The organism is Paraburkholderia bryophila, from assembly GCF_013409255.1.
GTDB lineage: Bacteria > Pseudomonadota > Gammaproteobacteria > Burkholderiales > Burkholderiaceae > Paraburkholderia.
In genome coordinates, this window is sequence record NZ_JACCAS010000002.1 from 605,328 (window position 1) to 631,927 (window position 26,600).

At 62.7% G+C, this 26,600-nt stretch carries 25 protein-coding genes and 1 pseudogene; 9 read left to right on the forward strand and 17 right to left on the reverse strand.

Annotation, left to right across the window (positions count from 1 at the left end; translation table 11 throughout):
* Nucleotides 1-11 precede the first annotated feature (11 nt).
* The 6 genes from GGD40_RS24055 to GGD40_RS24080 all read right to left on the reverse strand — a co-directional run bounded on the left by GGD40_RS24055 (nucleotide 12) and on the right by GGD40_RS24080 (nucleotide 6,765).
* Entirely contained in the window at nucleotides 12-1,130 is a 1,119-nt protein-coding gene (locus GGD40_RS24055) for a hypothetical protein (RefSeq protein WP_179745337.1), read from the reverse strand.
* Nucleotides 1,127-1,897 (reverse strand): hypothetical protein, encoded by a 771-nt coding sequence (locus GGD40_RS24060; RefSeq protein WP_373565352.1) that lies wholly within the window; start codon nucleotides 1,895-1,897, stop codon nucleotides 1,127-1,129. Before GGD40_RS24060 ends, GGD40_RS24055 begins: the two co-directional genes overlap by 4 nt.
* A complete protein-coding gene (locus GGD40_RS24065) occupies nucleotides 1,894-2,970 on the reverse strand; it encodes a hypothetical protein (protein ID WP_179745338.1) in 1,077 nt (358 codons plus the stop codon). Before GGD40_RS24065 ends, GGD40_RS24060 begins: the two co-directional genes overlap by 4 nt.
* A 75-nt stretch (nucleotides 2,971-3,045) precedes the next feature.
* On the reverse strand, nucleotides 3,046-4,035 hold the full coding sequence (locus GGD40_RS24070; RefSeq protein WP_257030567.1) for a glycosyltransferase: 990 nt from the start codon (nucleotides 4,033-4,035) through the stop codon (nucleotides 3,046-3,048).
* Between the two features lie 396 nt (nucleotides 4,036-4,431).
* Complete coding sequence (locus GGD40_RS24075; RefSeq protein ID WP_179745340.1) at nucleotides 4,432-4,764, reverse strand: DUF2322 family protein; 333 nt, start codon at nucleotides 4,762-4,764, stop codon at nucleotides 4,432-4,434.
* Nucleotides 4,765-4,839: 75 nt separating this feature from the next.
* Nucleotides 4,840-6,765, reverse strand: a complete 1,926-nt coding sequence (locus GGD40_RS24080) for an SMP-30/gluconolactonase/LRE family protein (protein WP_179745341.1) — start codon at nucleotides 6,763-6,765, stop codon at nucleotides 4,840-4,842.
* A 788-nt stretch (nucleotides 6,766-7,553) separates the two neighbouring features.
* Between GGD40_RS24080 and GGD40_RS24085 the strand changes: the two genes are divergently transcribed.
* The gene (locus GGD40_RS24085; protein WP_373565420.1) at nucleotides 7,554-9,290 is read left to right on the forward strand and encodes a S53 family peptidase; all 1,737 of its coding nucleotides are present in this window, start codon (nucleotides 7,554-7,556) and stop codon (nucleotides 9,288-9,290) included.
* A 153-nt stretch (nucleotides 9,291-9,443) separates the two neighbouring features.
* On the opposite strand, the gene GGD40_RS24090 is transcribed toward GGD40_RS24085, so the two are convergent.
* Nucleotides 9,444-9,965: a lipocalin-like domain-containing protein gene (locus GGD40_RS24090; RefSeq protein WP_179745342.1), complete on the reverse strand. Its 522-nt coding sequence runs from the start codon at nucleotides 9,963-9,965 to the stop codon at nucleotides 9,444-9,446.
* 44 nt (nucleotides 9,966-10,009) lie between these two features.
* Nucleotides 10,010-10,582 (reverse strand): MFS transporter, encoded by a 573-nt coding sequence (locus GGD40_RS24095; RefSeq protein WP_373565353.1) that lies wholly within the window; start codon nucleotides 10,580-10,582, stop codon nucleotides 10,010-10,012.
* Nucleotides 10,583-10,919: 337 nt separating this feature from the next.
* Between GGD40_RS24095 and GGD40_RS24100 the strand changes: the two genes are divergently transcribed.
* The gene (locus GGD40_RS24100) at nucleotides 10,920-11,810 is read left to right on the forward strand and encodes a LysR substrate-binding domain-containing protein (RefSeq protein ID WP_179712404.1); all 891 of its coding nucleotides are present in this window, start codon (nucleotides 10,920-10,922) and stop codon (nucleotides 11,808-11,810) included.
* 148 nt (nucleotides 11,811-11,958) lie between these two features.
* Nucleotides 11,959-12,252 carry a DUF1330 domain-containing protein gene (locus GGD40_RS24105; RefSeq protein WP_179745344.1) on the forward strand — a complete coding sequence of 98 codons (294 nt, stop codon included), beginning with the start codon at nucleotides 11,959-11,961 and terminating at the stop codon, nucleotides 12,250-12,252.
* Between the two features lie 69 nt (nucleotides 12,253-12,321).
* Here the strand turns inward: GGD40_RS24105 and GGD40_RS24110 are convergent, their stop codons facing one another.
* The 8 genes from GGD40_RS24110 to GGD40_RS24145 form a co-directional block, all read right to left on the reverse strand.
* On the reverse strand, nucleotides 12,322-13,527 hold the full coding sequence (locus GGD40_RS24110) for an aminotransferase class V-fold PLP-dependent enzyme (protein ID WP_179745345.1): 1,206 nt from the start codon (nucleotides 13,525-13,527) through the stop codon (nucleotides 12,322-12,324).
* A 3-nt stretch (nucleotides 13,528-13,530) separates the two neighbouring features.
* Nucleotides 13,531-14,007, reverse strand: coding sequence for a RidA family protein (locus GGD40_RS24115; RefSeq protein ID WP_179712398.1), 477 nt, complete (start codon nucleotides 14,005-14,007; stop codon nucleotides 13,531-13,533).
* A gap of 93 nt (nucleotides 14,008-14,100) precedes the next feature.
* Nucleotides 14,101-15,021 carry a transcriptional regulator GcvA gene (gene gcvA / locus GGD40_RS24120; RefSeq protein WP_179747033.1) on the reverse strand — a complete coding sequence of 307 codons (921 nt, stop codon included), beginning with the start codon at nucleotides 15,019-15,021 and terminating at the stop codon, nucleotides 14,101-14,103.
* 26 nt (nucleotides 15,022-15,047) lie between these two features.
* Entirely contained in the window at nucleotides 15,048-15,905 is an 858-nt protein-coding gene (locus tag GGD40_RS24125; protein ID WP_179745346.1) for a helix-turn-helix transcriptional regulator, read from the reverse strand.
* Between the two features lie 182 nt (nucleotides 15,906-16,087).
* Nucleotides 16,088-16,768 carry an OmpA family protein gene (locus tag GGD40_RS24130; protein WP_179745347.1) on the reverse strand — a complete coding sequence of 227 codons (681 nt, stop codon included), beginning with the start codon at nucleotides 16,766-16,768 and terminating at the stop codon, nucleotides 16,088-16,090.
* Nucleotides 16,769-16,862: 94 nt separating this feature from the next.
* Nucleotides 16,863-17,627, reverse strand: coding sequence for a flagellar motor protein (locus tag GGD40_RS24135; RefSeq protein ID WP_179745348.1), 765 nt, complete (start codon nucleotides 17,625-17,627; stop codon nucleotides 16,863-16,865).
* 95 nt (nucleotides 17,628-17,722) lie between these two features.
* A complete protein-coding gene (locus GGD40_RS24140) occupies nucleotides 17,723-18,961 on the reverse strand; it encodes a Crp/Fnr family transcriptional regulator (RefSeq protein WP_179745349.1) in 1,239 nt (412 codons plus the stop codon).
* 195 nt (nucleotides 18,962-19,156) lie between these two features.
* Nucleotides 19,157-20,050: a LysR substrate-binding domain-containing protein gene (locus tag GGD40_RS24145; RefSeq protein WP_179745350.1), complete on the reverse strand. Its 894-nt coding sequence runs from the start codon at nucleotides 20,048-20,050 to the stop codon at nucleotides 19,157-19,159.
* A 98-nt stretch (nucleotides 20,051-20,148) separates the two neighbouring features.
* Between GGD40_RS24145 and GGD40_RS24150 the strand changes: the two genes are divergently transcribed.
* The 6 genes from GGD40_RS24150 to GGD40_RS24175 all read left to right on the forward strand — a co-directional run bounded on the left by GGD40_RS24150 (nucleotide 20,149) and on the right by GGD40_RS24175 (nucleotide 26,109).
* Nucleotides 20,149-21,054 (forward strand): DMT family transporter, encoded by a 906-nt coding sequence (locus tag GGD40_RS24150; protein WP_179745351.1) that lies wholly within the window; start codon nucleotides 20,149-20,151, stop codon nucleotides 21,052-21,054.
* A gap of 353 nt (nucleotides 21,055-21,407) precedes the next feature.
* A complete protein-coding gene (locus GGD40_RS24155; RefSeq protein ID WP_179747034.1) occupies nucleotides 21,408-23,564 on the forward strand; it encodes a TonB-dependent receptor in 2,157 nt (718 codons plus the stop codon).
* Between the two features lie 27 nt (nucleotides 23,565-23,591).
* A complete protein-coding gene (locus tag GGD40_RS24160; RefSeq protein ID WP_179745352.1) occupies nucleotides 23,592-24,239 on the forward strand; it encodes a MotA/TolQ/ExbB proton channel family protein in 648 nt (215 codons plus the stop codon).
* The gene (locus tag GGD40_RS24165; RefSeq protein WP_179745353.1) at nucleotides 24,236-24,634 is read left to right on the forward strand and encodes an ExbD/TolR family protein; all 399 of its coding nucleotides are present in this window, start codon (nucleotides 24,236-24,238) and stop codon (nucleotides 24,632-24,634) included. Before GGD40_RS24160 ends, GGD40_RS24165 begins: the two co-directional genes overlap by 4 nt.
* Nucleotides 24,635-24,638: 4 nt before the next feature.
* Nucleotides 24,639-25,385 (forward strand): TonB family protein, encoded by a 747-nt coding sequence (locus GGD40_RS24170; protein ID WP_179745354.1) that lies wholly within the window; start codon nucleotides 24,639-24,641, stop codon nucleotides 25,383-25,385.
* A 223-nt stretch (nucleotides 25,386-25,608) separates the two neighbouring features.
* Nucleotides 25,609-26,109, forward strand: coding sequence for a lysozyme inhibitor LprI family protein (locus tag GGD40_RS24175; RefSeq protein WP_179745355.1), 501 nt, complete (start codon nucleotides 25,609-25,611; stop codon nucleotides 26,107-26,109).
* A 53-nt stretch (nucleotides 26,110-26,162) separates the two neighbouring features.
* Here GGD40_RS24175 and GGD40_RS24180 read toward each other — a convergent pair.
* Nucleotides 26,163-26,518: pseudogene (locus tag GGD40_RS24180) on the reverse strand (Lrp/AsnC family transcriptional regulator).
* Between the last annotated feature and the right edge of the window lie 82 nt (nucleotides 26,519-26,600).

The following is a 26,600-nucleotide window of genomic DNA, read 5'->3' on the forward strand; positions in this document are numbered from 1 at the left end:
GGGCCTATCAGTCAGGTTCGCGCGCCGCTCGCGCACAGCGCGATCAGGCGTTCGGTCCACGCGTCGACGCGCGCCTGCGCGCTCTGCCGGCCGGCGGCGCTGCTCGCGTGCACGGTATCGGCGTGGTGGGCAAGCTCATGCGCCGCGTCGGCGACCTGACGGCGAAAATCGTCGGCGTCGCCGCGCCACGTCACGACCCGATGCAACAGTCCCAACCGCTTCGCGCGCGCCACGTTACTCGCCTGCTCGGGCTGATCGGTGAGCACCAGCACGATGGGGCGCCGATAGACCTGCGCGATCGCGAGCGCGGCCATGCCCGGCGCCGACACGATCAGCCGCGCATGCGCGGCGCAACTCGCCCAGTTCGGATCGACCCCCTGCCAGCCCGCGCGTCCCGCATACCCTTCGCCAACGCGGTGCGATGTCAGCCCGGCGTCGTCGAGGCCGGCAGTCAACGCATCGGCAAGACTCGCGTCGCGGAAATGCGGGTTCAGGTAGACCGCGGCGTCGTGGTGACGCTCGGGCGACGGCGGCGAGGCCAGCGCGACCGGCGTCGGCAGCTGAAAGCGGCGGCTATCTGCAGCGCCGTCGGCTTCGTAAGCGAAATCGTGTTCGATGCACGACAACGCCGCATCGATCTGCCAGCCGACGATGCGCGCGAACGTGCGGCCCAGCACGCGCGGCAACACACCGTCGAAATTGGCGAGCAACGCGGTCTTCAGACTCGCGCCGTACACGTGCAGAATCTTGCGCCGCCAGCCGGGCAACATGCCCATGAACAGCAGCGCCGGATGAAACGAATCGTTGACCAGCAGATCGGCATTGCGCGCAACCAGACGCAAACGGTCGATGTCGTAAAGCATCCGCGTCGGCCGGAACACGTAGTGCGCGACGTTGCGATTGGTCGCGCGGCGCAGCATGTTCTGCCGCTCGTCGAACTGCACCGCGTAGTGCTGCGACAGCACCGGCGCGTCGATACCGAAGCTCGCCAGAAAGCGCCGCCCGGCCTCCGACGTGGTCAGCACTTCGACCTGCGCGCCGGCCTTGCGCAGCGCATGCACCAATAGTTGCGCGCGCATCAGATGGCCGCGCGCGTCCGCCGTCGCCAGATAAATGATGTGAGGGGTCATGGTGTGCCGTGACTGTGCCGATTCCGCCGCGCGTCGGGACGTGTGCGTGTGCTTGCGCGCGTGAGCGGCCGGGGCGGCCGGATCGCCCAACTCGCCAGATAGAGCGCCACTGCGCCGGTCAACGCGAAGCTGGCTTCGATTGCGCGAATCTCGCGCATCAGCGCCGCGAGCGTCGCCGCTTCGCCGGGCGCCACCATACGCCGCAACGTGGTCTCGCAGAGGCGCACATGGCGGCGCTCGTCCGCCAGCACCGACGCGAACAGCGGATGCAGCGCGTGCCCGCTGCCGATCACGTCGCAGTGGCGCGTGAGGACGCGCGTCGCCATCTGTTCGGCGCACAGCCCCGTGGCGTAGACCGGCACCAGCACGCCCTGCGCGAAACGCGACGCATAGCGGCGCGCGAGCCCGTCCCATTGGGCGATCTTGCGGCGGCTCAGCCAGTCTGGCGCGAGACGATTGTCCGCGTCATCGCCGGCCGCTTGCAGCGCGTCGACGAACAACGCCACGTGACGGCGCTCGTCCGCCAGGTGCTGGTTCAATTGACGCATGAGCCACGCGGGCGACTGCGGTAGCAGTTCTTCTTGCAGCGCGCGTTCGGTCGCGTCTTCGGCGGCGAGATACATACGCAACACCAGCCGCTCGCCGCGCGGGTTGGCATGCAGCCGCCGCAGCGCGTTGCGTTTGACGCGGTCGACCAGCCGCGCGCGCAACGCGGCGAACCCGCGGGGTTCGGCGGCTGCGAGGCAGGCGTAGGCGAGCCGACTCACGCCGGCGCTCCGCCCGGTCGTTTCGCCGCGCGCGGGGCGGATGCGCCGGCTGCCGCCGTACGTTCATCGGCATCGCGGCGCCACGCGAGAATCAGACCGATGAAGCTGTCCTGCATGAACGCGCGACCCGACGCGACCGCGCCCGAAAACGGCTCCTCGCGGCCGTTGTAGCGCAGGAAGCCCGCGCCGTTCGCCACGCCGAAGGACAGCTTGTCGTGTTTGTCGAAGCCGCGTTCGCGCACGTCCTGCAACAGCGGGCTGGCTTCGAGGCCGAACAGGAACAGTTCGCGCTTGACCGCCCATGCGGGGATCTGGCTGCTCAACGCTTCCACGTCGACCGTCCAGTTGCCCTTCGCGAGCACCTGGTTCAGATCGGTGTCGTCCGGTTGATCGGAGCTGAAGCGCGCACGCGCCACCGACTTCGCCACCTGGCCGATGCCGAGCGCGATCGTGATGTCGTTCGCGTTGGCTTCGCCGCTAGCGGTCGGCCGGACCTCGACCAGCTGACGCGCCACGCGCGCCGCCAGCGACGGATGCGCGAGCAGGTCGCGCGCCTGTTCGGGCGTGAACACGATACGTTGCTCCGTACCCTCGCGGACAACGATCCGGTACGGGTCCATCCGCACCTCGGCGAACTTGCCTGACACCGGCGCATGCACGTAGACGTCGGGGCTCCACGTGCGGCCCGTGCGACGCAACAGCACCTGCACACTCAACGGCACGCGTCGGCCGTTCGACGCCACGCCGCTGCCCTGCAACAGCACGTCGCCGATCAGTGTTCTGCTTTCGTGCGCGGTGTCGGTCGACAGCAGGATCGTGTGTCCGGCTGTGTCGATGCTGGCATGCGCGTCATGGGTGTCGAGCGCCACGCGGTTGCAGTCGGCAGGGGTTGCGTCTCTGGCGGCGGTCGGATTGGCGCCGGTGAAATCGAACGGGCAACCGCTCGCCGATGCAAAGTGGTACACGCCACGGCCGGCGACGTCGGTGGGCGCGGCCTGGGCCGCCGTGCTCAGCAACAGAAGCGCAATGCCGGTCGCGCGATAGCCGAGCGCGCGCAGAGAATAGTCGTTCATGGTCGGAAAGGTGGGACCTGCGGTGAGCGAAGAAGCGAAAAGGACAACGCCTGCGTGACCTGATCTCACGCCGTGTCAGTGGCGGTGATAGGACAGCGCCTGGGCCTCGCGGCCGGCCGCGCGGCGCGCGCCGAAACCGGCGCCGCGCACGATAGCGCCCAGCGTGTCCACTGACGAAATACCGATCAGCAACGCGGCCGTCGCAGCACGCCGCCAGCCGCGCAGCAGCGGCAGACCTTGATGATTGAGCGCGCGCAGACTGAAACCGAGGCGCCCGGCCATCACGCAAAGCGGCGCCAACGGCCCGCTGCGCGCGAACCATTGCAGCGATGCCGGCAAATACGCACGGACGATGTACGGCGTGAGCGCCACGCTGTCTTCGCCGCGCATCCAGCGCAGCTTCACCGTTTCGCGCCAGCTATCCGGCAGACGGTGCTCCGTATGCGCGTCGTGCGCGTAATGCACGACCACGCCCGCGTCCTGCAGACGCAAGCCCATCACCTGGCAATGCGCGCGATACACACCCTCGAGTTTGCCGTAGCGGTATTGCTCGAACACCTCGCGGCGAAACGCGACGTTGTTCGCATAGAAGTTACGCGTCGCGCCATCGCGCAGCGGACTCGGGAAATACATGAAGTCGATCGTGGTCAGCGCCGCGCCGCTCATGCTGGCGCTATACGTGGTGCGCCCGGCGATGGCCGACAGCGCGTCAGCGCCGGGTTCGTCGAACGGGGCGAGCAGGCGCTCCAGCCAGTCATCGGCGGGCTGACAATCGGCGTCGCCGAATGCGACGTAGTCGCAGCGGCTCGCGTCGACCTGCTCGAATCCGAGGTTCTTCGCGTCGTAATAGCCGGTCTGCGCGCCGATTTCGACGAAGTCGACGGGCCGGCCCGCCAGCTCGACGATGTCGTCGCGTGACCGTGCGTCGAGACCGTCGTGCGTGATGATCCACTGGGCGAACGCTTGCGGGGGGAGGGTTTGCCGCGTCAGCCGCTCGATCAGACGTTTCAGGCTCGACAGCGCGTTCGCGGCCGAGTCGCCGCCGCGCAAATTGTTGGTTTCCAATACCAGGGCAGTTTTAGCGGCGACAGTGGAAGCGTGGCCGATTAATCGTTCACTTTGATGCACTGCAAACACTCCTGATCTCGTTTCCGATTTCATCGCAATGGATGCTTTGAAAATGCAAGGGAATGGCAAGCGAAAGGTGCGTTCCAATAACAGGACGTCTTTTTCGACTGCCGGAGATGATAAGAGTATTGCAGGCCGCCGTGTGCGCTTTCTTCGCAGCTTATGCGGAATTCATCAAACGGTATTCAGCGGGCGCGCTGCGAATAAGCTTGCCGATGGCGCCACGGGGCGACGCACGAGAAAATCCCGGCTCAGGCCACGAATAATGAGAGATTCATTATTTAACCATTGAGCCGGACCATCTCTATTTCCGCTATGAATGCGAAGACGGATTTAACTCGCCGCTACAACGTGAATCCGCAACGCCGGCCCGCCCGCCACGATCGCGAGAAGAAGGTCGACGTTAGGATGCGCGCCCGGACGATTACGCGCGTCGGCGGTGTGCTCCGCGAACAGCGTGAGACCGTGCTCGGCCGCATTGGCGTCCAGCGTGCCGAATGCTTGTTGCAGGTAGTTGTAAACCGCGAGCGAGCCCTGCTTGCCCGGCTTGTTCTCGATGCTCGCCACCACGGCGCCATTGCCGTCGATCAGATCGATACGCGCGACGCTGTCGACAGCGGGCATTTGCGCGAGGTTGTCCTTGAATACGTTGCTCGGTTGAATCACTGAAACCACTCCTTCTGTTCGGGGAAATTGCATCGCGGGCCGTATCTTATCCGATAGGCTGCGCCGCAATCGCCGTCACGGCGTCCAGCGATGCACCACGATACTCGAACCGTTGTAGTTGTCTTTCGTGATCACGTACTCGCCCGAGGCGCGCAGAAACGCCCGCAGCCCGTACATCGAATCGACGTCGTTACCCACGTCCACGGTCGCCGGACTCGCGTTGATCAAGGTGGTGTCGATCTGTCCCGTGGTGAGATTGAACGCGTCGATATTGGGCACCGTGTGCACGTAGCCGACGAACAGATAATTGCCCGCCGCGGCGATCGATTTCGGATTCGCGCTGCTGAGGTTGATCACCGGATTAGGCCGCGTCGTGTTGCCCGCGCTCCAGCCATGATAGATCTCGATACGCGATTGCATTGCCGTCCAGTCCCAACTGCCGGCAATGCCCTGCGCGAGAATCATCGTGTCGCTTTCTGGCAGGTAGAGAATGCGCGTCAACGGCCGGATGGTCTGCGGTATGGAGATCGTCACGGCCGGTCCCCATAGCGGCTTGCCGGTGCCGTCGAAACCGGTCAACGGGTAGTGATAGATGTGGTTTGTGCGGTCCAGACCCGCCCACACATCTCCCCTGCTGTCGATGCAAAAACCGCCCGTGACCTGACGATCCGTATTGAACGTCGTGCCCGGAATCGACGCGCCGGGAATCGCGATATAGCCACTCGCCGCGTTGAAATGATAGAAGTAGAAGATGCCGGGGTTCTGCCCGGACGCCACCAGAATCCGGTTGCCGCCCACCGTGACGAGTTGCCCGAAATGTTCGTCGCGTTGCGTGTCGTTCATGTTCAGGCGCGGGTCGGACGGATAGGTAAACGGATCGACCGTATTCGCGACGAAGGTGCCGCCCGCCGTGCCGGTGTAGATGTGCGCGCCGCTGTAGAAGTAGGCGCCGTCCGTCGACGGATCCGGCGCGGCGACCGCCTCGAAGTTCAACGCCTGCAGCTTCCATTGCAGATTGCCGTTGCTGTCGTACGCGTGCAGATCGGTCACGCCGTTGCGGCCCATGTCCCAACTGCCGCCCCACGGATTATTGAGCACGTACAGGTTGCCGGCCGCATCCTTGCCAATGCCTGCGACGCGCGTGAAGCGCTTGTCGCCTACCTGGCCTTTGACGCCGCTGGTGGTGTCGAGGTAGCCGCCCTGAATGCCGAACGTGCCGGCAAGCGTCGGCGCGCCCGCGATGTTGTACAGCTTGATGTTCATATCCGGGCCCTGGTCGCCGACCAGCAATTGCCCTGACGTGGCGTCGAAATACAACGCGGACGGTCGCGACGTAGCGGCCATCTGGATCGTGTTCAACGTCGCGCCGGCCGCGCTGAACTCGACGATCGCGCCCGTGCTCTGCTGAGCGACCCACAGATTGCCCGCGCTATCCAACGCGAGCGCGCCGGGGCTCGTGATCGCAATGTCGCGCTGCCAGACACCGTCGGTCGTGAACACGCGCACGCGATTGCCGAAGAAGTCGCTCGCGTACAGCAGCGAGCCGGCGGTCGCGAGTCCGGTGATGACATCGGCATGCGGCACGGCCGTCCACACGCTGACGGGAATCACCAGATCGCGCGCCTGCGTCGCCCGGTTGTAGCGCCCTACCGAACCGCTGCCGAACGAGCGGTTGTATTGCAAGGCCGCGAAGATCGACGTGGCGTTGCCCGTGATCGCACTGCCCTGGAAATCGGCGTGCGTGCCGATCGAGCCGGCGCTCTTGCCGTTCTGATAGATCGCGACGCCGCCTTCGTTTTCATCCCACAGCGAGGCGGTGTAGATCACACCTTCGGGCGCGACCCACAGCGAGCGAGCGCCGTTGCCCACATGCGTGGCGATCGTGCCGAAGGTGTTGGCGAGCCAGTCGGTGGTGTATTGCGCGCGACTGGTTGGTGAGAACAACGTGAGCGCGGCGAACATCACGCAAAAAAGTACTGGGTAAAACCGATGCCTGACCATGCGTAACGCGCTCCGAACACTATCTGCTGGTCAATGTACAACGTCAGATATGAAAAAATATTCAATCGTCTGAGGAAAAAAATACTGCGTAAATCGCGCGTCTATGCGGCGTACATAGAGGTGGAAAGCTGGCGCTGGCGTGGCGCGTGGTCAACGCAACAGGGCGAACACCGCGAGCGTCGCCGCGTGGGCGTTTGATCGAAGGCGTTCTTCAATGCGCGCATAGCGCGCTTCGGTGTGACGACTGCAAGTCAGCGCGCAAAAATCGGAAACAATCACATTACCCGCATCTAATAAAGGTAAGAATTGGATCGCGAATCGCATAATAAGCTTTTTACTTTTATAAATAAGCGACACCCGAATTATAAAATTGAAATTAAATTGTAATTAAAATCGAATGTTGAGATCAAAATAGTTAATTAGAATTTCGCCTCCATTTCCCGTCAAAACAAGCCAGTAGCGGCCATCGCTACCCATTAAGCATTAGAAATTCGAAATAAAACAGCCGCTTCAATCGAAATGACGATTCAAAGACTGATAACTTGTCCGCACATCAACTATCCATTCTGATAGGTACCGACTCCGTGTAATGAACGGTAATTTTGCGTCGCTCACGATATTTAACCGAGCACCCCTTAATTACTACCCATAACTGCGCCGCGAGACGGTATTCCATTTTCATTCAAATTCGACCTGAATTACCCACAAGGTAGATTCGGGCGTCTCCTCGCGCTGTTGTCTCAGGAGGTCACATGAAATCGTCAATCGCAAATCGAACGGCTTTCGGCCTGAAGCGTCACGCGGCCATTGCCTTGCCTCTCGCCATGGCTTCGTGCGTCGTGTTCGCGGCGTCGGCACCGTCGTCCACCTTATGGACGCCGACCGACACGAAGGCGTTTGTCACGCCCAGCCAGGTGCAGACGCGCTCACTCAGCGCCACGCCCCTGCTCGAACTCGCCGCCGGCGAGAGCACGCACATCGTGGTCAGCCTCAAGCTTCGCGACGAGGCAAAGCTGAAGGCGTTCGCGCAGTCGGTCAATCAACCGGGCAACGCGCAGTTCGGCAAGTTCCTCAAGCGTCAGCAGTTCATCGATCAGTACGCGCCGACCGAAGCGCAAGTGCAGCAGGTCGTCGCGCATCTGCGCAAGAACGGCTTCGTCAATATCAGGGTCGCGGCGAACCGCCTGCTGATCTCCGCCGACGGCAGCGCCGGCGCGGTCAAAGCGGCCTTCAATACGTCGCTGGTGCGCTATCAGTTGAACGGCAAGAGCGGCTACGCGAATATCGCGGCGGCGCAAGTGCCGCAGAATCTCGGCGAGATCGTCGGCTCGGTGCTGGGCCTGCAGAACGTCGCGCGTGCGCATCCGCTGCTGAAGATCGGCAACCGCACGGCCGCGAAGACGCTGGCCTCCGGTACCGCGAAGGCGCACTACCCGACGGAATTCCCGGCGATCTATGACGCCACCAGCCTGCCCACCGCCGCGAACACCACGGTCGGCATCATCACGCAAGGCGGTGTGTCGCAAACGCTGCAAGACTTGCAGCAGTTCACCAGCGCGAACAACCTCGCCTCGGTCAACACGCAGGCGATCCAGACCGGCTCGCCGAATGGCGACTACAGCGACGATCAGGAAGGCCAGGGCGAGTGGGATCTCGACAGCCAGTCGATCGTTGGCTCGGCGGGCGGCGCCGTGCAACAACTGCTGTTCTACATGGCCGACGACAGCGCGTCGGGCAACACCGGCCTCACGCAAGCGTTCAACCAGGCTGTCTCCGACGACACCGCCAAGGTGATCAACGTGTCGCTCGGCTGGTGCGAAGCGGACGCGAACGCGGACGGCACGCTGCAGGCCGAAGACCGCATTTTCGCGGCCGGCGCCGCGCAAGGCCAGACGTTCTCGGTATCGTCCGGCGACGAAGGCGTGTACGAGTGCAACAACCGCGGCTATCCGGACGGCAGCACCTATTCGGTGTCGTGGCCGGCGTCGTCGCCGAACGTGATCGCGGTCGGCGGCACGACGCTTTACACGACCTCGGGCGGCGCATGGTCGAACGAGACCGTGTGGAACGAAGGGCTCGACGGCAACGGCAAGCTGTGGGCCACCGGTGGCGGCTTCAGCTCGTTCGAGAGCAAGCCGTCGTGGCAGTCGGTGGTGACCGGCACGCCGGGTCAGCGTCTGTTGCCGGACATTTCGTTCGACGCGGCGCAAAGCACGGGCGCGATGATTTACAACTACGGTCAGCTTCAGCAGATCGGCGGCACGAGTCTCGCTTCGCCGATTTTCGTCGGACTGTGGGCGCGCGTGCAGAGCGCCAATTCGAACAGCCTCGGGTTCCCGGCGGCCAGTTTGTACAGCGCGATCAAAGCGACCCCGTCGATCGTGCATGACGTGAAGTCGGGCAATAACGGCTACGGCGGTTATGGCTATAAGGCAGGCACGGGCTGGGACTATCCCACGGGATGGGGCAGCGTGGATATCGCGAAGCTCGCTTCGTATATCAGCAGCCATTCGTTCAAGAAGTAAGCGCTTGGGCCGGCTCTTGACGAGCTGAGCGTTTGAGCGGGCGCCGATGACGCGGTGGGTTAAACCAGGTCATCGGCGCTCGAACGATTCATGCATCTTTCACGTCGGCGCATATTGCGCGTGGCGCATCGCGCATCGCGCGTCGCGTTTGGCTTAGCGCAGCCGACGCCAGACCGAAATCGGCACGTCGCCATTCGGCCGCGGTACGACGCGATAGCTGAGTTCGTCGCCCACCAGTTCATAGTGCCGGGTTTGCGTCTGCCCTTCCCAATTCGGGAACGACGCCCGGTCGATCTGAAACGTCAGCGTATGGGCGGCGGCATCGACTTTGATCGTGCCGAAGTGCGTGCTGGACCCCAGCACGGAGGCCGCGTATTCGGCCGGTGTACCGCTCTGTTTATCACCCGATGCGAACTGTGGCCGCTCGGCTCTGAAAATCTGTAGCGTGTAACGGCCTTCGCGGTCGATCTGCAACATGCCTTGCGGCGCGGCGCCAAAGTCGCGGGCACGTACGCCGTCGGCCTTGATGACGTCCGCGGCCACGAGCGACCAGGTACCGGCCAGCGGCGAATCCGGCGGGTTGTTGTCACCGGCATGCGACGGCAGCGAAACCAGTGCGGCGGATACGGACAACAGCGCGGGGAAGATCAGCTTGAGCATCGTGTTTGGGTTCATGTTGAGGTGGGAAGGATCGAAGCGAAAAATGCACGACATCGGCGTCAATTGGACGACGCCGACAACGACGATGCGGGCATGGAAGCTGAAGACGCGGGTGTTAGAAACGGGTTGATGCGGCGCTGACGGCTGGCGAGCAGAACGACCGGAATCAGCAGCGCAAACGCGCTCGCCGGAGCCAGATAAAGCTGGCGATAGAGATAATGTCCGGCACTCGCCGCGACGACGACATACACCACCAGCCCCGCGAGGCCATTGATCGCGTTGAAGCTGGCGCTGACGCGCCCTTGATAGGCGGAGTCCGTCGCGCGTTGCGCCGTGCTGAAGGCGATCACGCTGCTCTGAAAGCTCGCGCCCAGCCCAGCGTAAATCGCGAAAGCGGCCACCTGTCCCCGACATACCGAGAACGCGAGCAAGCAGGCGGCCGCGATGCCGAGACCGAGCAGCAGGACCCTGCGTCGCCCGAAACGATTCGCGAGCCGCACCACGAAGAACCCGCCGACAATTGCGCCGACTGCATACACCGCATCGATCTTTCCGAATGCCGCCGCGCTCAGATGCAATTCCTCCCGCACGAAGGGCGCGAGCATCGCATTCATGCCGAACACCACGCTCATGTTCGCGACGAAAAGGCCGTAGAAAAAACCGATCTCGGGATCGCTCGACGATATGCGCGACGCCCGCGCGGAGATCTCGCCAATAGTGCTTCGGCTTGCCTTCGGCTTCTCGACGCATGCCCGGTGATGTCGATGATCAACCAGGTGTTGATCAGGAAGAAAAAGCCGGTGCCGATCTTCGAACTGGCGGTCGTCGCGCCATACAGCCGAATGGTGTGGGCAGTCATGGGGGCAGTCACGCTGGGGTCCCGAAGTTTTCCAATTCGGGAACCTTAAACGTCCTAGAATGATTAGAAAATTGAATATTTCTTATCCGATACATTCACAAAACCGAACGATGAACCGGATCAATCTCGACATGGACGTGCTACGTACGCTGGTCACCGCGCAGCAGCTCGGCAGCTTCAATCGTGCGGCCGACCGCCTCGGGCGCTCGCAGTCGGCGGTGAGCCAGCAGTTGCGCAAGATCGAAGAGATCGTCGGCGAGGCGCTGTTTCAGAAGCAGGGTCGCGGCCTCGCGCTGACGCCCGCCGGCGATGTGATGCTGGCCTACGCGCGGCGCATTCTGGAGCTCAACGACGAGGCGGTGAGCGCGGTGCGCGGCTTCGCGATCGACGGTCTGGTACGCATCGGCCTGCCCGCCGACTTCGCCGAAACGTGGCTGCCGACCGTGCTCGGCCGGTTCAAACGCGCGCATCCGGCGGTGCGGATCGAAGCGGTGGTGGAAGGCAACCGGCGTCTGCTCGAACGGCTCGACAAGGGCGAACTCGATCTCGTGCTGTCGCTGGGTCAGGAGACGCGCGCCGACGCCGAACCGGTCGGCGCGGTGGATCTGGTGTGGATTGGACCGGCGTCGGAGGAAAGGCTATGGGCCAGAGACGAGCCGATTCCGCTGGTGCTGTTCGAGGCGCCGTGTTTCTTCCGGCAACGCGCGCTGGAGGCGTTGGATAAGGCTGGGCTGCCGTGGCGAATCGCGTTTACGAGCCCGAGCTTGCCCGGTTTGTGGGCCGCCGTGGAAGCCGGCCTCGGCGTCACGCTGCGCACTGCGGCCGGTTTGCCCGCGAAGCTTCAGGTGGTGGGCGATGCGCTCGCGCTGCCCATCGTACGCGCGCCCACGCTGCAGGTGTCGCTGCATGACGGTACGCGGACTTTGGAGCCGGCGGTGGCGCGCCTCAAAGACATCATCGCGGAAACGATCGCGGGCAATCTGCCGGTGGCAAATGCCTGAGTGGCCTGAGCGGCCTGAGCACGGCATCACGCGCGGCTGAGGGTCATCATCGTCATGCCGCGCCGCCGGCCGTGCCGGAAAGCGACATAATGCCGGTTGTCTGCTGTGCAAGGCAGCGACCGCATTCTCACCGAACCAGGAGATTCAAATGAGCAAGGGCTATTGGGTAACCTCATATCGCGCCACTAAAGACCCGTCGAAACTGGCTGCGTATGCGCAACTCGCGGCGCCGGCCGTGGCGGCCGCGGGCGGCAAGTTCATCGTGCGCGGCGTAGCTGAAGAGGCCCGCGAGCAAGGCCTGAAGGAACGCACGGTCGTGATCGAATATCCGAGCTATGAACAGGCTGTCGCCGCGTACGAAAGCGAAGCCTACAAGAAGGCGCTCGAGGCGCTGGGCGACGGCGTGGAGCGCGATCTGCGCATTGTTCGCGGCGCGGAATAACGCGTTCAACCGCAGGCAACGGGGCGGCTCTCTCGCGAGAGCCGCCCCGTTTTTTTGGGCTGTTTGCGATCAGTGCGACTGCACCGCCAGCGTATGTATCTGGCTCAGCAATCGTTCGATTTCCGGCTCCGTGGTCAGATAGCTGATCGACGCGCGCGCGATCTGTTGCAATCCTCGCGACGTCATGTCGAACGGCGTATAGCTGACGCCGTTGCTGCCTATCGCGATGCCCTGCGCGGCCAGACGGCGCTGCACCGAGACGGCGTCGAGACCGGCGAGGTTGAACGCGACCAGGCCTGAGCGTTCGGCCCCGAGATCGAGCACCGTTACACCGGGCAATTCGGCTAGTTGCACGCGCAACTGCTGCGCCACGCTGTCGATCCGCGGGCGGATCGTTTCGATGCCGATGTCCAGCGCCTCTTCCAGTGCATTCGCCAGTCCGCAGTGCAGCGCGAGCGAAGCCTCCGACGATTCGAAGCGCCCCGCGTCATCGCGCAAGACGGGCTCTCCTCGCCCGTTCAGCGGCGCGGCATGCGTGTCCGTGTAGGGCGGCGTCAAGCGTGATAGAAACGCCTGCCGCACGTACAACAGCCCCGTGCCTCGCGGCCCGCGCAGCGCCTTGCGGCCGGCGGTGCTCAGCACATCGCAACCCAGTTCGGCGACGTCGATCGGCAATTGCCCGGCGGCCTGCGCGGCGTCGATGAAATACGGAATGTCGTGCCGGCGTGCCACCTGCCCGATCGCCGCAGCCGGATTGATCAAGCCGCCGTTAGCCGGCAACCACGTGAGCGCGATCAGACGCACACGCTCGTCGAGCATGGCTTCCAGCGCTTGCGGATCCGCCGCGCCGTCGGCATCGCAGGGAATCACGTCGATCGAGACGCCAACGCGCTGCGCCAGCCCACGCATCGTGCTCAGATTGCCGCCCCATTCGTGACGGCCAACGAGGATACGCTCGCCCGCGCGCCACGGACCCAATGCGGCAAATGCCGCGCCCCAGCCGGGCGAATTGCCCGTGGTCAACGCGATCTCGGCGGGCTGCGCATTGAACAGCCGCGCGGCCAGTCCGCGCGCACGTTCGGTCTGCTCGCGTCCCACGATGCCGGCTTCCATCGGCCCCATGGTGGCTTCGCGCCAGAGGTGCGCGTGAATCGCCTCCAACGTCGCCGAAGACGGCAGCGAAGCGCCCGCGTGATTGAAATGCGTGGTGTGCTGCGTGCCTGGCGTGCGGGCGCGAAGTGCCTCCACGGCGGCGGTCGAAAGAAGAGCGGACATGATTTATTCCAAGGATGTCAGTGCAATTACCGCTTCGACTTCGACCGCCACGCCCGCGGGCAGCGAGGCGACGCCGACGGCGCTGCGTGCGTGCCGCCCGGCCTCGCCGAAGACCTGAACCATCAGGTCCGATGCGCCATTGGCGATCACGCTGTGGCGCGCGAAATCAGGTGTGCTGGCAACGAATACGCGCAACCGCACGACGCGAGCCACGCGGTCCAGGCGGTCATCGGTGGCGGCGGCGATCTGCGACAGCACGCTCAACGCGGACGCACGCGCGGCTTCGATACCGTCGTCGTCCGATACGGTGTCACCGAGACGGCCGAGATAGGCCGGTTGCCCTGCCTTGCGCGAGATTTGACCGGACACGTGCAGAAGATGGCCTTCCTGCACGTACGGCGCGTAATTGGCGGCGGCGGGTGCGGCGGGTTCGAGCGTGAGACCGAGGCTTGCAACACGTGCTGAGATCGAAGAGGTCATGTCGAATTGTCCAGGCAAGATGGGGAAGTCCGATCCTATTAGCCCGGCCCACACCGTGACCAATCAATTTTTCCGCGCAACGGATGAGCGAAACTAATGCGTCGGCTCTAAAGCGTCTTCTTTCGCGGCTTCGGCGAGCCAGTCCCGGAACGCAGATGCCGCCGCGCCCAGGTTGCCCTTGGGTGTGACGAACCACCAGCCGATGCGGCTGTGGTCCAGTCGCGCATCGGGTAAGGCCTCGACCAGCGCGCCGCTCGCCAGTTGCCGCGCGATCAGGCGGTGACGGCCCATCGCGATGCCTTGTCCCGCGAGCGCCGCTTCCACGACGATGTTGTAGTCGTGCAGATGCACCTGCTGCGATTGCGTCAGATCGAGGCCGAAACGACGGCTCCAGGCGTCCCATTCGAACGACTGCCGCGAATACGACGTGAGCAGCGGGAAGCGCAACAGGTCTTGCGGTTCGCGCGGACGCTTCCTGCCGGCCACCAGCGACGGCGCGCACACCAGCGACAAACGCTCCGTCATCAACCGTTGTGCGTGCACGCCGCGCCAACCGCCGAGGCCATAACGGATCGCCACGTCCACTTCGCCGCCCGGCACGTCGGCGAGTGCGATCTCGGGCCGCAGTTGCAGATCGATCCGCGGACAGGCGGCCGAGAAAGCCTGCAAGCGCGGCGCGAGCCAGCGCGTCGCGAACGAAGCCAGAATGCCGACCGTCAGGCTCGTGCGCTCGACGGACGGCGCGCGAACCTCTTGCGTGCCGAGTCGCAACAACTCGAATGCGTCATGAACGCGCGCGTAGTACGCGACCCCTGCCGAGGTCAACTCGATGGAGCGCGTGCGCCGTTCGAACAGCGCCACGCCGAGATCGGCTTCGAGCTTCTGGATCTGATGACTGACGGCACTCTGCGTGACGAACAGTTCCTGCGCGGCATGGCTGAAACTCAGCAGCCTGGCGGCGGCTTCGAAAGCACGTAGGGACAGTAACGGCGGGAGTGGACGAGGCAGACGCATCGGGTTCGGATGGAAAGGTTGCGCGCTCACGCGAGTTGGGCCTGGCGCGACACGAGCGCTTTGACCGCTTCGACGTCGGCCGGCGTCACCGGCGTGAAGACGACCATGCTCAAGCCATCCGCGCCGGCCACGGGAAACGCGGAGTATTCGAGCGTGAGGTGCCCGGCCACCGAATGCCGCATCTGCTTCGTGCCGCCCCAGTGGTTCAGTACGTCGTTCTCGGCCCAGAGTCGCCGGAAGTCTTCGCTGCTGTCCTGAAGTTCGGCGGCCAGCGCCGACGCTTCAGCCGAACCGCCCATCCGCGCGATATCGAAGCGGAATACGGCGACCGCCACACGCGCGCTCTCTTCCCAATGCGGCTGGCAGGCGCGCATGGTCGGATCGCCGAACAGACGCCGCAGCACGTTGCGCTCGCGAACCGGCAGCGCGGCGTAATCGCCCAGCACCGCGACGGCGGCCGCGTTCCAGGCTACGACGTCCCATGTGGGCGTTTTCACGATCGCGGCGCTGGTGGGCATGCCGTCCAGCACGCGTTGCAACGCCGGCGTCACACTTGAGGTCTCTACCGGGCTGAGCGGCGGCGGACGTTGCTGCGCGAGCAGAAACAACATCTCGCGGCCGGCGGCGTCGAGTTCGAGCGCACGGGCGAGCCGCTCCAGCACTTCGTTCGACGGCGGACCGCCGCGCCCCTGTTCGAGCCACGTGTACCACGCGACGCTGACGTTCGCGCGGGTGGCCACTTCTTCGCGTCGAAGGCCGGGCGTGCGGCGGCGGATTTGCGCTTCCGGCCCGGGTTGCAGGCGCGAGCGGCGGTCGCGCAGGAAACTGCCTAGCGAGGTGCTGCAGGCGGACGCGACCGGATCCGGCAAGGTATTGACTGGCATGACGTAGAGGGCTCCCGGAACGACGCACAGCGGCATCGCTGGCGATACTTTAGCGCGGAATGGGAGGCTGGGTGGGAGGCTGGGTCGAACGAGCGGGAGAAGAAGCGGCTGTGCTGCTTAATATGTTCGATGCGCTGTTCGATGCGCGTTCAACAGTCGTTCAATACGCGCTCAATACTCTTTCAATACTCGACGAGAATCGTCACCCGCCGATTCGCGGCGCGAGCCGCGGCGTCGTCGCCGATGATCAACGGGAAGTTGTCGGCCCGACCAATCGCCGCCATTCTGTGCGCCTCGATGCCTTTGTCGGCGAAAAAACGAACCACCGCCCCTGCCCTCGCCGACGACAACTCCCAGTTCGATTCGAATTTCGCCGTGGCGATCGGCACGCTGTCCGTGTGTCCTTCGACGAGAATAGTGTTCTTCGAACGGTCGCGCAGTACGCCGGCAATCTGGCTGAGCACGTCGATCGATTCGGGCAATAACCGCGCGTCGCCGGAGTTGAAAAGGATCTTCGCGTTGATCGCAATTTCGACGCCTTGCGTCGCGTTCGAAATCGTAATCTGGCTGTTGCTCCTGAGAGGCGCCAGCAAAGCGAGCAGTTGCTTCTTCGCGGTGTCGGGCGTGCCGCCGGCGTTCGATACCGTCACCGTCTTCTCCGCGCGATGCTCCAGCGCCTTGATTTCCAGTTCCCGGTTCTTCGCCAACTCCAACGCGTACAGCGCGAGGAACAGCACCATCAGCGAGGTGATGAGGTCCGCGTAGGAAATCAGCCAGCGTCCGGATTGCTCGTCGCCTTCGTCGGCTTCCTGATAGCCGGTTTTATCCGCCTTGAGGCGCCTGTTTCCCGAGGAGATAGTCATACCCGCAACGCCTGCTTCGAATTCACGTTTGATTGAACGACCGCACACGCCCGCTTTTCGAGTGCCGCTACCGAATGTCGAGGCCTGCTGCTCGCTACCCCAGCAACTCGGCCGATCTCGCCCTCACGTCGCCGGCCAGACGCGTTTCGATCGTATGCGGCGACTCCTTGCGCGAGATCGCGAGCAAACCATCGAGATACAAACGACGGAAGCGCAACTCGCTATCCACCTGCGCCCGAATCTTGCCGTACAGCGGCAGAAACACCAGGTTCGCGAACGCGAGACCATAAAGCGTTGCCACGAACGCGGTGGCAATACCTTGCCCCAGTTGCGCAGGTTCGAGCATATGACCCGTCACCTGAATCAGGCCGAGCACCGCGCCGAGAATGCCGAACGTCGGCGCATAACCGCCCGCCTGTTGCCAGATTCGCGCGGCCGCCACGTGATTGCGCTCGTACGCATCCAGCTCCCGTTGCAACGCGTCTTCGAGCACCGCAGTGGCCACGCCGTTCGCCAGAAGTTCGAGCCCTCGCTGCGCAAACGGATTGATGCCGCCGGCCTCGATCGACTCGAACGCCAGCATGCCGTTCAGCTTCGCCTGATCGCCCCATTCGAGCAGAACCGACAGGCTCTTGCGGTCGACCTGCCGCGCCCTTACGAAGGCCAGGCGCAGTTGCTTGATGCCATCGAAGAAGCGCGCCCACGTGTTCTGGATCATCACCGCGCCGAGCGTGCCGCCCAGCACGATGACGAACGCCTCCGGCTGAAACAGCGCCGTAAAGTGCCCACCCTCCAGCGAGAAACCGGCGACGATCGCCGTTACGCCGAACACGGCGCCCAATAGCGTCAAAAGATCCATACGTCCTCTCGAATGGCCGCCCGAGCCTTCGAACCTGCAAGGAAAACAGCCTGTTTAATGACGCGAATCAACACGCGAGAACGACGCAAATCGCGTCACGCACTCAGGTTGGAGAGCGGCATCGCATTGCCCGCGGGCGCTTTAAGCGTGCGTATCGTCTCGATGAAGCGCTGCTCGATCTCGGCAATTTCGAGCGGATCGATTTTGATTTCACGCCGCATCACCCACGACACCTCTTTCTTTCTCGCCTCCGTCATCACCGACATCAGCCGCTCGGCCGCCGGTTGGCCCGTCGCCGCGGAAAGCAGTTTGGCCAGATCGTAGGTATCGAACGCGCTGACGGCTTCGAACAGCGTGCGCTGATCGACGAACTCCAGATCGTCGAGCGAATTCACATCGCTGGCGCCACGCACCGTGCGACGCGAAAAATACGTAATGCCCTTTTCTTCGACGTAATTCAACACGCGGGTCTTGCGAAACGCGAACAGATCTTCCGCGATTTCCGCGTGAGACAGCTTGTTGAGAATGACCTTCTTCTCGACGCCGATCAACGCTTCCAGGTCGTCGAGTTCAATCAACTCCAGTTCGCTGCTGATCGACAGATCGAGATCGTGATCCGCTACCTGCTGCGCGCGTTCCGTGATTCGCACCGGATCGAACGTGACGAGCTGGCGGCCCACCGCGCCTTCCGCCGAATAACGCGCGGGCGTGTTGCTCAGGCGTTCGGAGCGGCCCGGTTCGAGCGTGACCAGATTAAGTTTCTCCATGCGCTTGAGCATGGCCATGACGTGGGGACGGGAATGGCCGGCAATGGCGTGGCACTTCTTGATCACTTCGGGAAGCGGCACCGAGAATTCCTCGCCTTGCGCGCGGCGCATGCGGACATCCCGATCGGCGCTTTCGACACCGGCCATCAACGCGAGAACGTGCGCATACGAGACGACACCCGGCAGAAAATCGGCGTGCGTATTGGTGGCGAGCACGTCGTCCTTCTTCTTCACGCGACGAATCATGGTGCGCACGATATGACGCAGCAGCGGCGATACACGTTCGAGCTCTTCTTCCACGACGTTCGCCGCGATCACGGTGAGTTGAAGGAAGCTGAGTGCTTTCGCGGTATGCGCTCGCGGTTCCGCCGGCAACAAAGCCGCCTCGCCGAAAAATTCGCCCTTGCCTAAGGTGGCGAGAATCACCTTCTTTTCATCGCACTGGGTGGAGATTTCGACTTTGCCATCTGCAATGACGTAGATGACAGCGTCGCCCGCGAAGCCTTCCGAATAGATGACCTCGCCCGGAGCCGCTGTACGCGACCATGGCGATCGTTGGTGATTCAAGATTCATTCCCCCGTAGAGCTGATTCCTCGTGCAACCCACGCGCTGCCGGATGCGCGGGTGCCCGATGGTCCTGACTTATTTCACGGGATAACGACATGCATAACGCATTTCTTTAATATTTGGGTTCGTCTGCGGAAACATCGCAAACGTTTGGCAGCCTTACTGTACAAGGCTTTTCGGGAAGTCGAAGGTGTTCAGCGCAGCGCGGTATGCGCTTCATCGATAAGCCATTCCTTGAGCTTCAGCGCCGACGGTTGCAACGCGTTCGAAACGGGATGAACCAGGTAATAGCTCGTTGAAAGTGGCAACACCTGTTTGAAAGGTTCGATCAACGCGCCGCTTGCGCGCTCGCTGTCGGTCAGCATCGCACTGGTGAGGACGAACCCCTGGCCGCGCACGGCGGCGTCGATTGCGATCAGCGATTGATCGAACTGAATCCCGGGAATGGACGCGATCTGTTCTTCGGACAAACGCGAGAACTTGCCGAGCCACGGCGACCAATGCGGATGCAGCGTGTTATGCAGCAGCGTCGCCTTCTTCACATCGTCAGGATGCCGTACCTTCAGACGTTTCACGTAATCCGGCGCGCAATACACGTGCGCTTCATCCGTGCACAGCTTTTCCACCGTGAGCGACGGATCCTCGCCATTGAAATAGCGGATCGCCAGGTCGACGCCGTCGAGCTCGAAATCCACAAACGCGGTCGACGTGGTCAGATCCAGCGCCACATCCGGATAGGCTCTCAGAAAGCTGGCCATGCGCGGTGCGAACCACTTGGCGGCGAAACTTGGCGGCACGGACAATTTCACACCCCGGCTCTGCCGCTGCCGCATGCGCCGGCTGGCCTGCGCAATCTGTCCAAGCGCGGGATGAATCTGCGCGTAGTACGCAAGTGCTTCGGCCGTCGGTGTGACCTGGCGGATCTGCCGGACGAACAACGAGACGCCCAGCCACGCCTCCAGCTTCTGGATCTGTTGCCCGACCGCACCCGGGGTCACGTTCAACTCTTCCGCTGCAAGAGTAAAACTACCGAGTCGGATCGCAGCCTCCATCACAATCAATGCTTTCAGCGGTGGATAGACACTCATGGAATAGTTTTCCTACATCGTTGGCCAGATAATATCGGTTGTACCGGAAGCGCGCGCTGATCACAATGGGCCCTCGATAAAATCCGTTGTGGACCGCCATGAACCCGTCCTATCTCGCCTTCGCCCTGCTCGGCGCCATCTGGGGAACCAACTTTCTTTTCATGCGATGGGCCAGCGTGACCCTGTCGCCGGCCCAGATCGTATTGCTTCGCGTGCTGTTCGGATTCGTGCCGATTCTGCTGGTCGCGCTCGGAACACGCGCATTGCGTTGGCGTCATCTGCGCTACGCGCATCACTTCCTCGTCATGGCGCTGCTGGCCACGGTGCTCTACTACTTCGCGTTCGCAAAGGGCGCGGCGCTGCTGCTCTCCAGCGTCGCGGGCATGTTGAGCGGTTCGATCCCGTTGTTCTCGTTCCTCTGCACGCTGGTCCTGTTACGCGATGAGCGGCCCACGCCGCGCATGGTGATGGGCATTGCGGTCGGTTTCGTCGGCGTGCTGCTGATTGCGCGGCCATGGGCCGGCGCCGCTGCGGGTGTGAGTCTTCCCGGTGTGTTGTACATGATCGGCGGATCGCTGAGCGTGGGATGCTCGTTCGCTTACGCGCGGCGCTTTCTGACGCAACTGGATATCTCGCCGCTTGCGCTGTCGACGTGGCAAATCGGCTTTGCGCTCGTCATCGTCAGTCTCTTCACGGACTTGCACGGCATCACGCGGATCGCGACCGATACTCGTGCGTTCATCGGCTTGACGGTGGGGCTGGGACTGGTGGGTACCGGCGTCGCTTACATGCTCTATTACTTTATCGTCCGCCGACTCGGCGCGATTGCCGCAGCGAGCGTGACCTACATTCCGCCCGTTGTCGCGTTGCTGCTCGGCGTGGTGTTGGCGGGCGAGCCGGTACGAAGCGCGGATCTGATCGCGATGACGTGCATTCTCGCCGGCGTGTATCTGTTGCAAACGGGGCGGCAGGTTTCGCAGGCTCGGGCGCTTCGCTCGACGTAATGCTGTCGCGCGTTTTAGCCATCGCATCGACACTGACCGTCTGACCGAAGCATCATGATCCGCGCGCAACGCGCGGATCATTCGCCTGAATCCCCTCGAATCCTCCCGCCGGACACGCACGTCGCGCATCCCTGCCGCTCCCCTCTGCTGCCTCCCCACCGAAACAACACCATTCAAGTTTTCGTTGTTAATTTTCAATGTAATGTTATAACATTATTTGCTCCGGACACCAGCCGGGACGTCGCGTGATCCAGACCAATCACGCCGATCGCGGTCGTCCGCAAGAAAGCGGGACGACCGTCGACGAGACGGACAACGCGTCCACCCAGTCGCCAACACCACCCTCCATAACGATGAAAAACCGCACGCGTGTCTCTCATGCAGCTTTGCTGCTGTTCGCTATCGCCGCTCATGCCCATGCCGCAACAGACGAAAGCTCGGCGACCGACGCTGTTACCGATAAGGCGGCCAAACCCGTCGGCAACCTCGCGAAGAGCGACACGCTCGACGTGCAGGTGAACGCCAGGCGGCTCGATCGCGCGCGCAACGGCTTGTTGCCGGAGACCGGCAGCAGCGTGTATCGCTTCAGTCAGGCCGACATCGACGCGCTGCCCGCGGGTCAGGACACGCCCTTGAATCAGGTGCTGCTGCAAGCCCCCGGCGTAGCCAGCGATTCGTACGGGCAGTTGCATGTACGCGGCGACCACGCCAATCTGCAATACCGGATCAACGGCATCATCATTCCCGAGCCGATCAGCGGCTTCGGGCAGTCGCTCGATACGCGCATCATCGATCAGGTGAGTCTGCTCACCGGTGCGTTGCCGGCGCAATACGGCTATCGCACCGCGGGCGTAGTGGACATTCGCACGAAGTCAGGCGATGCGGGCGACGGCGGCTCCGTCAGCGTGTTCGGCGGCAGCCATCAAACGCTCAAGACCAGCGCCGATGTGTTCGGCACGCAGGGGCCGTTCAGCTACTACTTCAGCGGCTCGCTCGGCGTCAACAATCTCGGCATCGAGAATCCGACTTCCGGCGCGAACGCCATTCACGACCACACGCGTCAGGGCGATGCGTTCGGCTACATGTCGTACATCATCAACCCGCTCACACGCGTGAGCCTGATGTTCGGCACCACCAGCAATCAGTTCGAAATTCCCAACACGCCGGGGCTGGCCACCAACTTCACGCTGAACGGCAATAACACGTTCAATTCGAGTCAATTGAACGAAACGCAATCCGAGCTGAACAACTTTGCGGTTGTCGCGCTGCAGGGCACCAACGGCGGCGCGCTGGACTATCAGGTCGCGCTGTTTACACGCTATACGCGCACCCAGTTCAATCCGGATCCAGTCGGCGATCTGCTGTTCAACGGCGTGGCGTCGCAGGACTTTCACAGCAACTCGGCCAATGGCGCGCAGGTGGACACCACGTGGCGGCTGAACGACAAACATACGATCCGCGCCGGCGTGTTCTTCCAGCAGGAACATGCGGTATTCAACGACAGCGTGAACGTATTCGCCACCGACAGCACCGGCGCCCAGGCATCCGACCAGCCCTTCAATATCCAGGACTCGAGCAGCAAAACCGGCTACCTGTATAGCGCTTACGTTCAGGACGAGTGGAAACTCACCAGCAAGCTCACCCTCAATTACGGCCTGCGCTACGACAAGATGGACGAGTATGTGAGCGCGAGTCAGTTGAGCCCGCGTATCGGGCTGGTCTATGCACTGACACCGACCACCACGTTTCACGCCGGCTACGCGCGCTATTTCACGCCGCCCGCTTTCGAACTGGTATCCGGCTCGACCATCGGCCGCTTCAATGGGACGACCAACCAGAGTCCGTCGAGTCAGAACGATCAGGTGCAGCCCGAACGCAGCCACTATTTCGATCTCGGCGTGACGCAGCGGCTCGGTTCGAACGTGACGATCGGCCTCGACGCGTACTACAAGAAATCCACCAATCTGCTGGATGAAGGGCAATTCGGTTCCGCGCTCATCTATACGCCGTTCAACTATCGGCTTGGGCGCGTGTACGGTCTCGAGTTCACGGCGAACTACAAACAGGACAACATGTCCGCGTATCTGAATCTTGCGTACAGCCGCGCGCAGGGCACGCAGATCGATTCCGCGCAATTCAATTTCGACCCGGCCGAACTCGCTTACATCAACAGCCACTGGGTGTATCTGGACCACGACCAGCGCATCACCGCGTCGTTCGGCGGCACCTACGATCTCGGCCGTACCACCTTCACGTTCGACGGCCTCGTCGGCACCGGCCTGCGCAGCGGCTTTGCCAACACCGACCGTCTGCCGGTCTACGCACAGGTCAATCTCGGCGTGATCCAGCATTTCAACCAGCCACTGATCGGCAAATTCGACGCACGCCTGATGCTGATCAACGCCTTCAACCGCGTCTACGAGTTGCGCGACGGTTCGGGCATCGGCGTCGGCGCGCCGCAGTACGGTCCGCATTTCGCCGTCTATGCCGGCGTCACCAAGCATTTCTAAATCGGTCAGGGAGCGAAGAGGTCGGTCATGCAAGATTGGACGAATATCCTGGCGGCGGTACGCGTAGGCGGATGGGTCATCTATCCGCTCACGATCCTGGCCGTCCTGGCGGTGGCGATCGTGCTCGATCGCGCCTATGTGTTTTTGCGCTTTGGACGTTTGCCCGCGGCGATACGCAACGCCGACGAAATCGGCATGCCCGGCTCGCGAATCGATTGGGAAGACAGCCTGAAGGAAGCCGGCAAGCAGAACGCGTTCAGGCGGATGAACGCGCCGTGGACCCCGAATCCCTCGGCGCCGCTATGGTTGCGCGAGGCCAAGGCGGAAGCTTTGGCCTCGCAGATCCAGCGCGATATGAGCAAGGGATTCTGGGTGCTCGAAACGATCGTCACAGCAGCGCCGTTGCTGGGTTTGCTCGGCACGATCGTCGGCATGATGCATTCGTTCCAGTTGTTCGGTGGCTCCGGGCTCGTCGATCCGGGCGGCGTGACCGGCGGCGTCGCGCAGTCGCTGGTGGCGACCGCGATCGGGCTCGTGGTCGCGCTGTTCGCGCTCTTTGCGTTCAACTATTTTTCGCGCCGCCTTGAGCGCTTGATGGACGAACTCGAATCGTTCGCGAATGCGCGGCTCAGCGAAGTGCGTCTCGCCGCCACGGACGCGGGAGCGCTGCCGTGAAATTCAAGCGCTCGCGCGCGGCCAGGCGCGGTCGCATCGAAATCATTCCGATGATCGATGTGATGTTCTTTCTGCTAGCCACGTTCATGCTGGCTTCGCTGGCGATGCAACGGCTCGATGCGGTCAAGATCACGCTGCCCGCTGGGCAAGCGCAGAAGATGAGCGCGCATGAACCGTTGACCATTTCGGTGGATAGCCACAACGACGTGTTCGTCAATCGTCAGCGCGTGTCGGCGGATCAGGTTGAGCCCACTGTGAAACGTCTGCTGCAAGCCGATGGCGATGTCGTGATCGCCGCCGACGACGCTGCCGGTCACGGTGTGGTCGTTCAGGCGATGCTGGCCGCCCGCCGGGCCGGGGCGGCGCATTTTCTGGTTGCGGTTCATCGTGAGTAGCCGGATGCGTTTGACGGGTTTTGTCGACGGTGCACCGACCATCCGCATGGGGTTGGCGGTTGTCGTTGCAGCGCTGGTTTGGCTTGCGGTTCTGGTTGCGATGGGCCATTGGTTGGGGACGTCGGCGCCGGTGCCGCCGCATGAGCAACCGCTGGAAATGCGTGTGGTGGAACTTGAACCTCCGCCTGCTCCTGCTCCTCCTCCGCCGCTGAAAGAGCCGGTAAGTCGCGCTCTGCCCGCAGCTAATCAACCGGTAATCAGGCCGTCGAAACCTGTCGTGCCTCGCCCTAGTGCGTTGCCGGAACACATCGCGCCAAAGCCTGATGACGCACGCCCGGTGCAAAGCACTGCGAGCACCGTCTCGAGTCCTTCGTTGGCAACGAACGAATCGAGGCCAACAACGGAATCGGCTACACATGCCACGCCGGCACCCGCGCCAGCCAACGAAAAACAGAACGCAACGTCCGCATCCGCGTCAACAGGCTACACGGCCGCGCACCCCATTGCGCAACCGTTACCCGAATTACCCGACGATCTACGCGAGCAGGCCTATCAAACGGTTGCGACCGCACGCTTCACGATTCACGCCGACGGCTCGATCGACGTCGATCTCATCAAGCCCACGCCGAACCCGCGCCTCAATCAGATCCTGTTTGAAGTGCTGCACAAATGGCGCTTCTTACCGGCAATGCAGACGGGCCATCCCATCGAAAGCCGACAGGACATTCGCGTGCATTTCAATGTGGATTGAAACCCCGCACTAGCGCTAGCGCAAAGTCTTCGACCTGCCGCAGCGAAGAGAAAACGGAATTTCTTGTAATCACCTCTAGATCACGCCGCGTTCTCCCCCAATCGCAAATTCGCGCGCGCCCTATTCTGCCGACGCAGCAATCGCATCCCTGAATGCGTGGCGGCAGGTACGGCCATTTAGCGCCACGCGTCAGCCTGGTTACTTAACTGAATAGAGGCTCGGCATGTCCACTTTCAAACCTGTTTTCTCTTCCGCGCTTCAACGCCTCGCGAAACCGTCGGCGTTATTCTCTATCGGTCTGTTGATCGCAAGCGCGACCCTTGTCGCGGATGCGTCCGCGGCAAGTTTCAAATGCAACGGCAAGTCATCCGCGTCGGAAAAGATCGTCTGCAAGGACCCCGCGTTGTCCGCATTGGATGACCATCTCGCCACGGCCTGGCAACATGCCCGAGACACCACGCTCGACGCCGGCGCGCTCGAAGCCGCACGCACCCAACAATGGTTGTGGCGGCAACATCATTGCAGCGATCAGGCTTGCGTGAAGAGCTGGTACGACAGGCGAATCGCCGAACTGGACGCCGATGACGAACAGGCGAAACGCGCGCGCAGCGAAGCATTCGATGCGTCGCTGGCCAAACAGAACCTCGCACCTTCGGCGGCCGACGCAGTGCGAAAAATGAAGGGCGCGGCGGTTGCGAATGCAACGACCGCGAGCGCGCAGTAAACCAGGCAGCGTTACCTGTTCGACAAGCAACGCGCGCAGACATCCCGCGCGTTTCACATCTTGTGCGTGGACAACAAAATACTGGTCTCCGTCGTCGCGATCCCATCGATCAAACGAATCGCGCCCAGCACGCGATCAAAGCTCTCCAGCGTATCCGCCCGCAGTTCCGCGATGAGGTCCCAACGTCCGTTCGTGCTGTACAGGGTCGCGACGTTGGGAGGCCCGCGCAACACCTTCAGCACTTCCGCACGGTGTAGCCGACGATCACCCCATTCTGTTCGAGCCGCGTCAAGCGGTTCTGCACGGTCGCTCGCGAAATCCGCAACTGTTTGGCCAGCGCGACCACCGACATCCGCGCGTCGTCGCGCAACAGCGACAGGAGTTGCCTGTCCACATCATCGAGATTCATCGTTTCCAGCGGACGTTGTCCCGGCCGCGAGTCGGACGCCCCGAGCCGCTTGCCTGTTATTACGCTTAATGCGCACTAATGC

Excerpts from the sequence above, each read along its gene's own strand:
- GGD40_RS24090 (WP_179745342.1), bottom strand. The coding sequence starts at position 9,965 with ATGAACCCAAACACGATGCTCAAGCTGATCTTCCCCGCGCTGTTGTCC.
- GGD40_RS24095 (WP_373565353.1), bottom strand. The coding sequence starts at position 10,582 with ATGAGCGTGGTGTTCGGCATGAATGCGATGCTCGCGCCCTTCGTGCGG.
- GGD40_RS24155 (WP_179747034.1), top strand. The coding sequence starts at position 21,408 with ATGAAAAACCGCACGCGTGTCTCTCATGCAGCTTTGCTGCTGTTCGCT.
- gcvA (WP_179747033.1), bottom strand. The coding sequence starts at position 15,021 with ATGCGTCTGCCTCGTCCACTCCCGCCGTTACTGTCCCTACGTGCTTTC.
- GGD40_RS24130 (WP_179745347.1), bottom strand. The coding sequence starts at position 16,768 with ATGACTATCTCCTCGGGAAACAGGCGCCTCAAGGCGGATAAAACCGGC.
- GGD40_RS24055 (WP_179745337.1), bottom strand. The coding sequence starts at position 1,130 with ATGACCCCTCACATCATTTATCTGGCGACGGCGGACGCGCGCGGCCAT.
- GGD40_RS24100 (WP_179712404.1), top strand. The coding sequence starts at position 10,920 with ATGAACCGGATCAATCTCGACATGGACGTGCTACGTACGCTGGTCACC.
- GGD40_RS24125 (WP_179745346.1), bottom strand. The coding sequence starts at position 15,905 with ATGCCAGTCAATACCTTGCCGGATCCGGTCGCGTCCGCCTGCAGCACC.
- GGD40_RS24175 (WP_179745355.1), top strand. The coding sequence starts at position 25,609 with ATGTCCACTTTCAAACCTGTTTTCTCTTCCGCGCTTCAACGCCTCGCG.
- GGD40_RS24145 (WP_179745350.1), bottom strand. The coding sequence starts at position 20,050 with ATGAGTGTCTATCCACCGCTGAAAGCATTGATTGTGATGGAGGCTGCG.
- GGD40_RS24135 (WP_179745348.1), bottom strand. The coding sequence starts at position 17,627 with ATGGATCTTTTGACGCTATTGGGCGCCGTGTTCGGCGTAACGGCGATC.
- GGD40_RS24080 (WP_179745341.1), bottom strand. The coding sequence starts at position 6,765 with ATGGTCAGGCATCGGTTTTACCCAGTACTTTTTTGCGTGATGTTCGCC.
- GGD40_RS24115 (WP_179712398.1), bottom strand. The coding sequence starts at position 14,007 with ATGACCTCTTCGATCTCAGCACGTGTTGCAAGCCTCGGTCTCACGCTC.
- GGD40_RS24105 (WP_179745344.1), top strand. The coding sequence starts at position 11,959 with ATGAGCAAGGGCTATTGGGTAACCTCATATCGCGCCACTAAAGACCCG.
- GGD40_RS24150 (WP_179745351.1), top strand. The coding sequence starts at position 20,149 with ATGAACCCGTCCTATCTCGCCTTCGCCCTGCTCGGCGCCATCTGGGGA.
- GGD40_RS24170 (WP_179745354.1), top strand. The coding sequence starts at position 24,639 with ATGCGTTTGACGGGTTTTGTCGACGGTGCACCGACCATCCGCATGGGG.
- GGD40_RS24065 (WP_179745338.1), bottom strand. The coding sequence starts at position 2,970 with ATGAACGACTATTCTCTGCGCGCGCTCGGCTATCGCGCGACCGGCATT.
- GGD40_RS24160 (WP_179745352.1), top strand. The coding sequence starts at position 23,592 with ATGCAAGATTGGACGAATATCCTGGCGGCGGTACGCGTAGGCGGATGG.
- GGD40_RS24110 (WP_179745345.1), bottom strand. The coding sequence starts at position 13,527 with ATGTCCGCTCTTCTTTCGACCGCCGCCGTGGAGGCACTTCGCGCCCGC.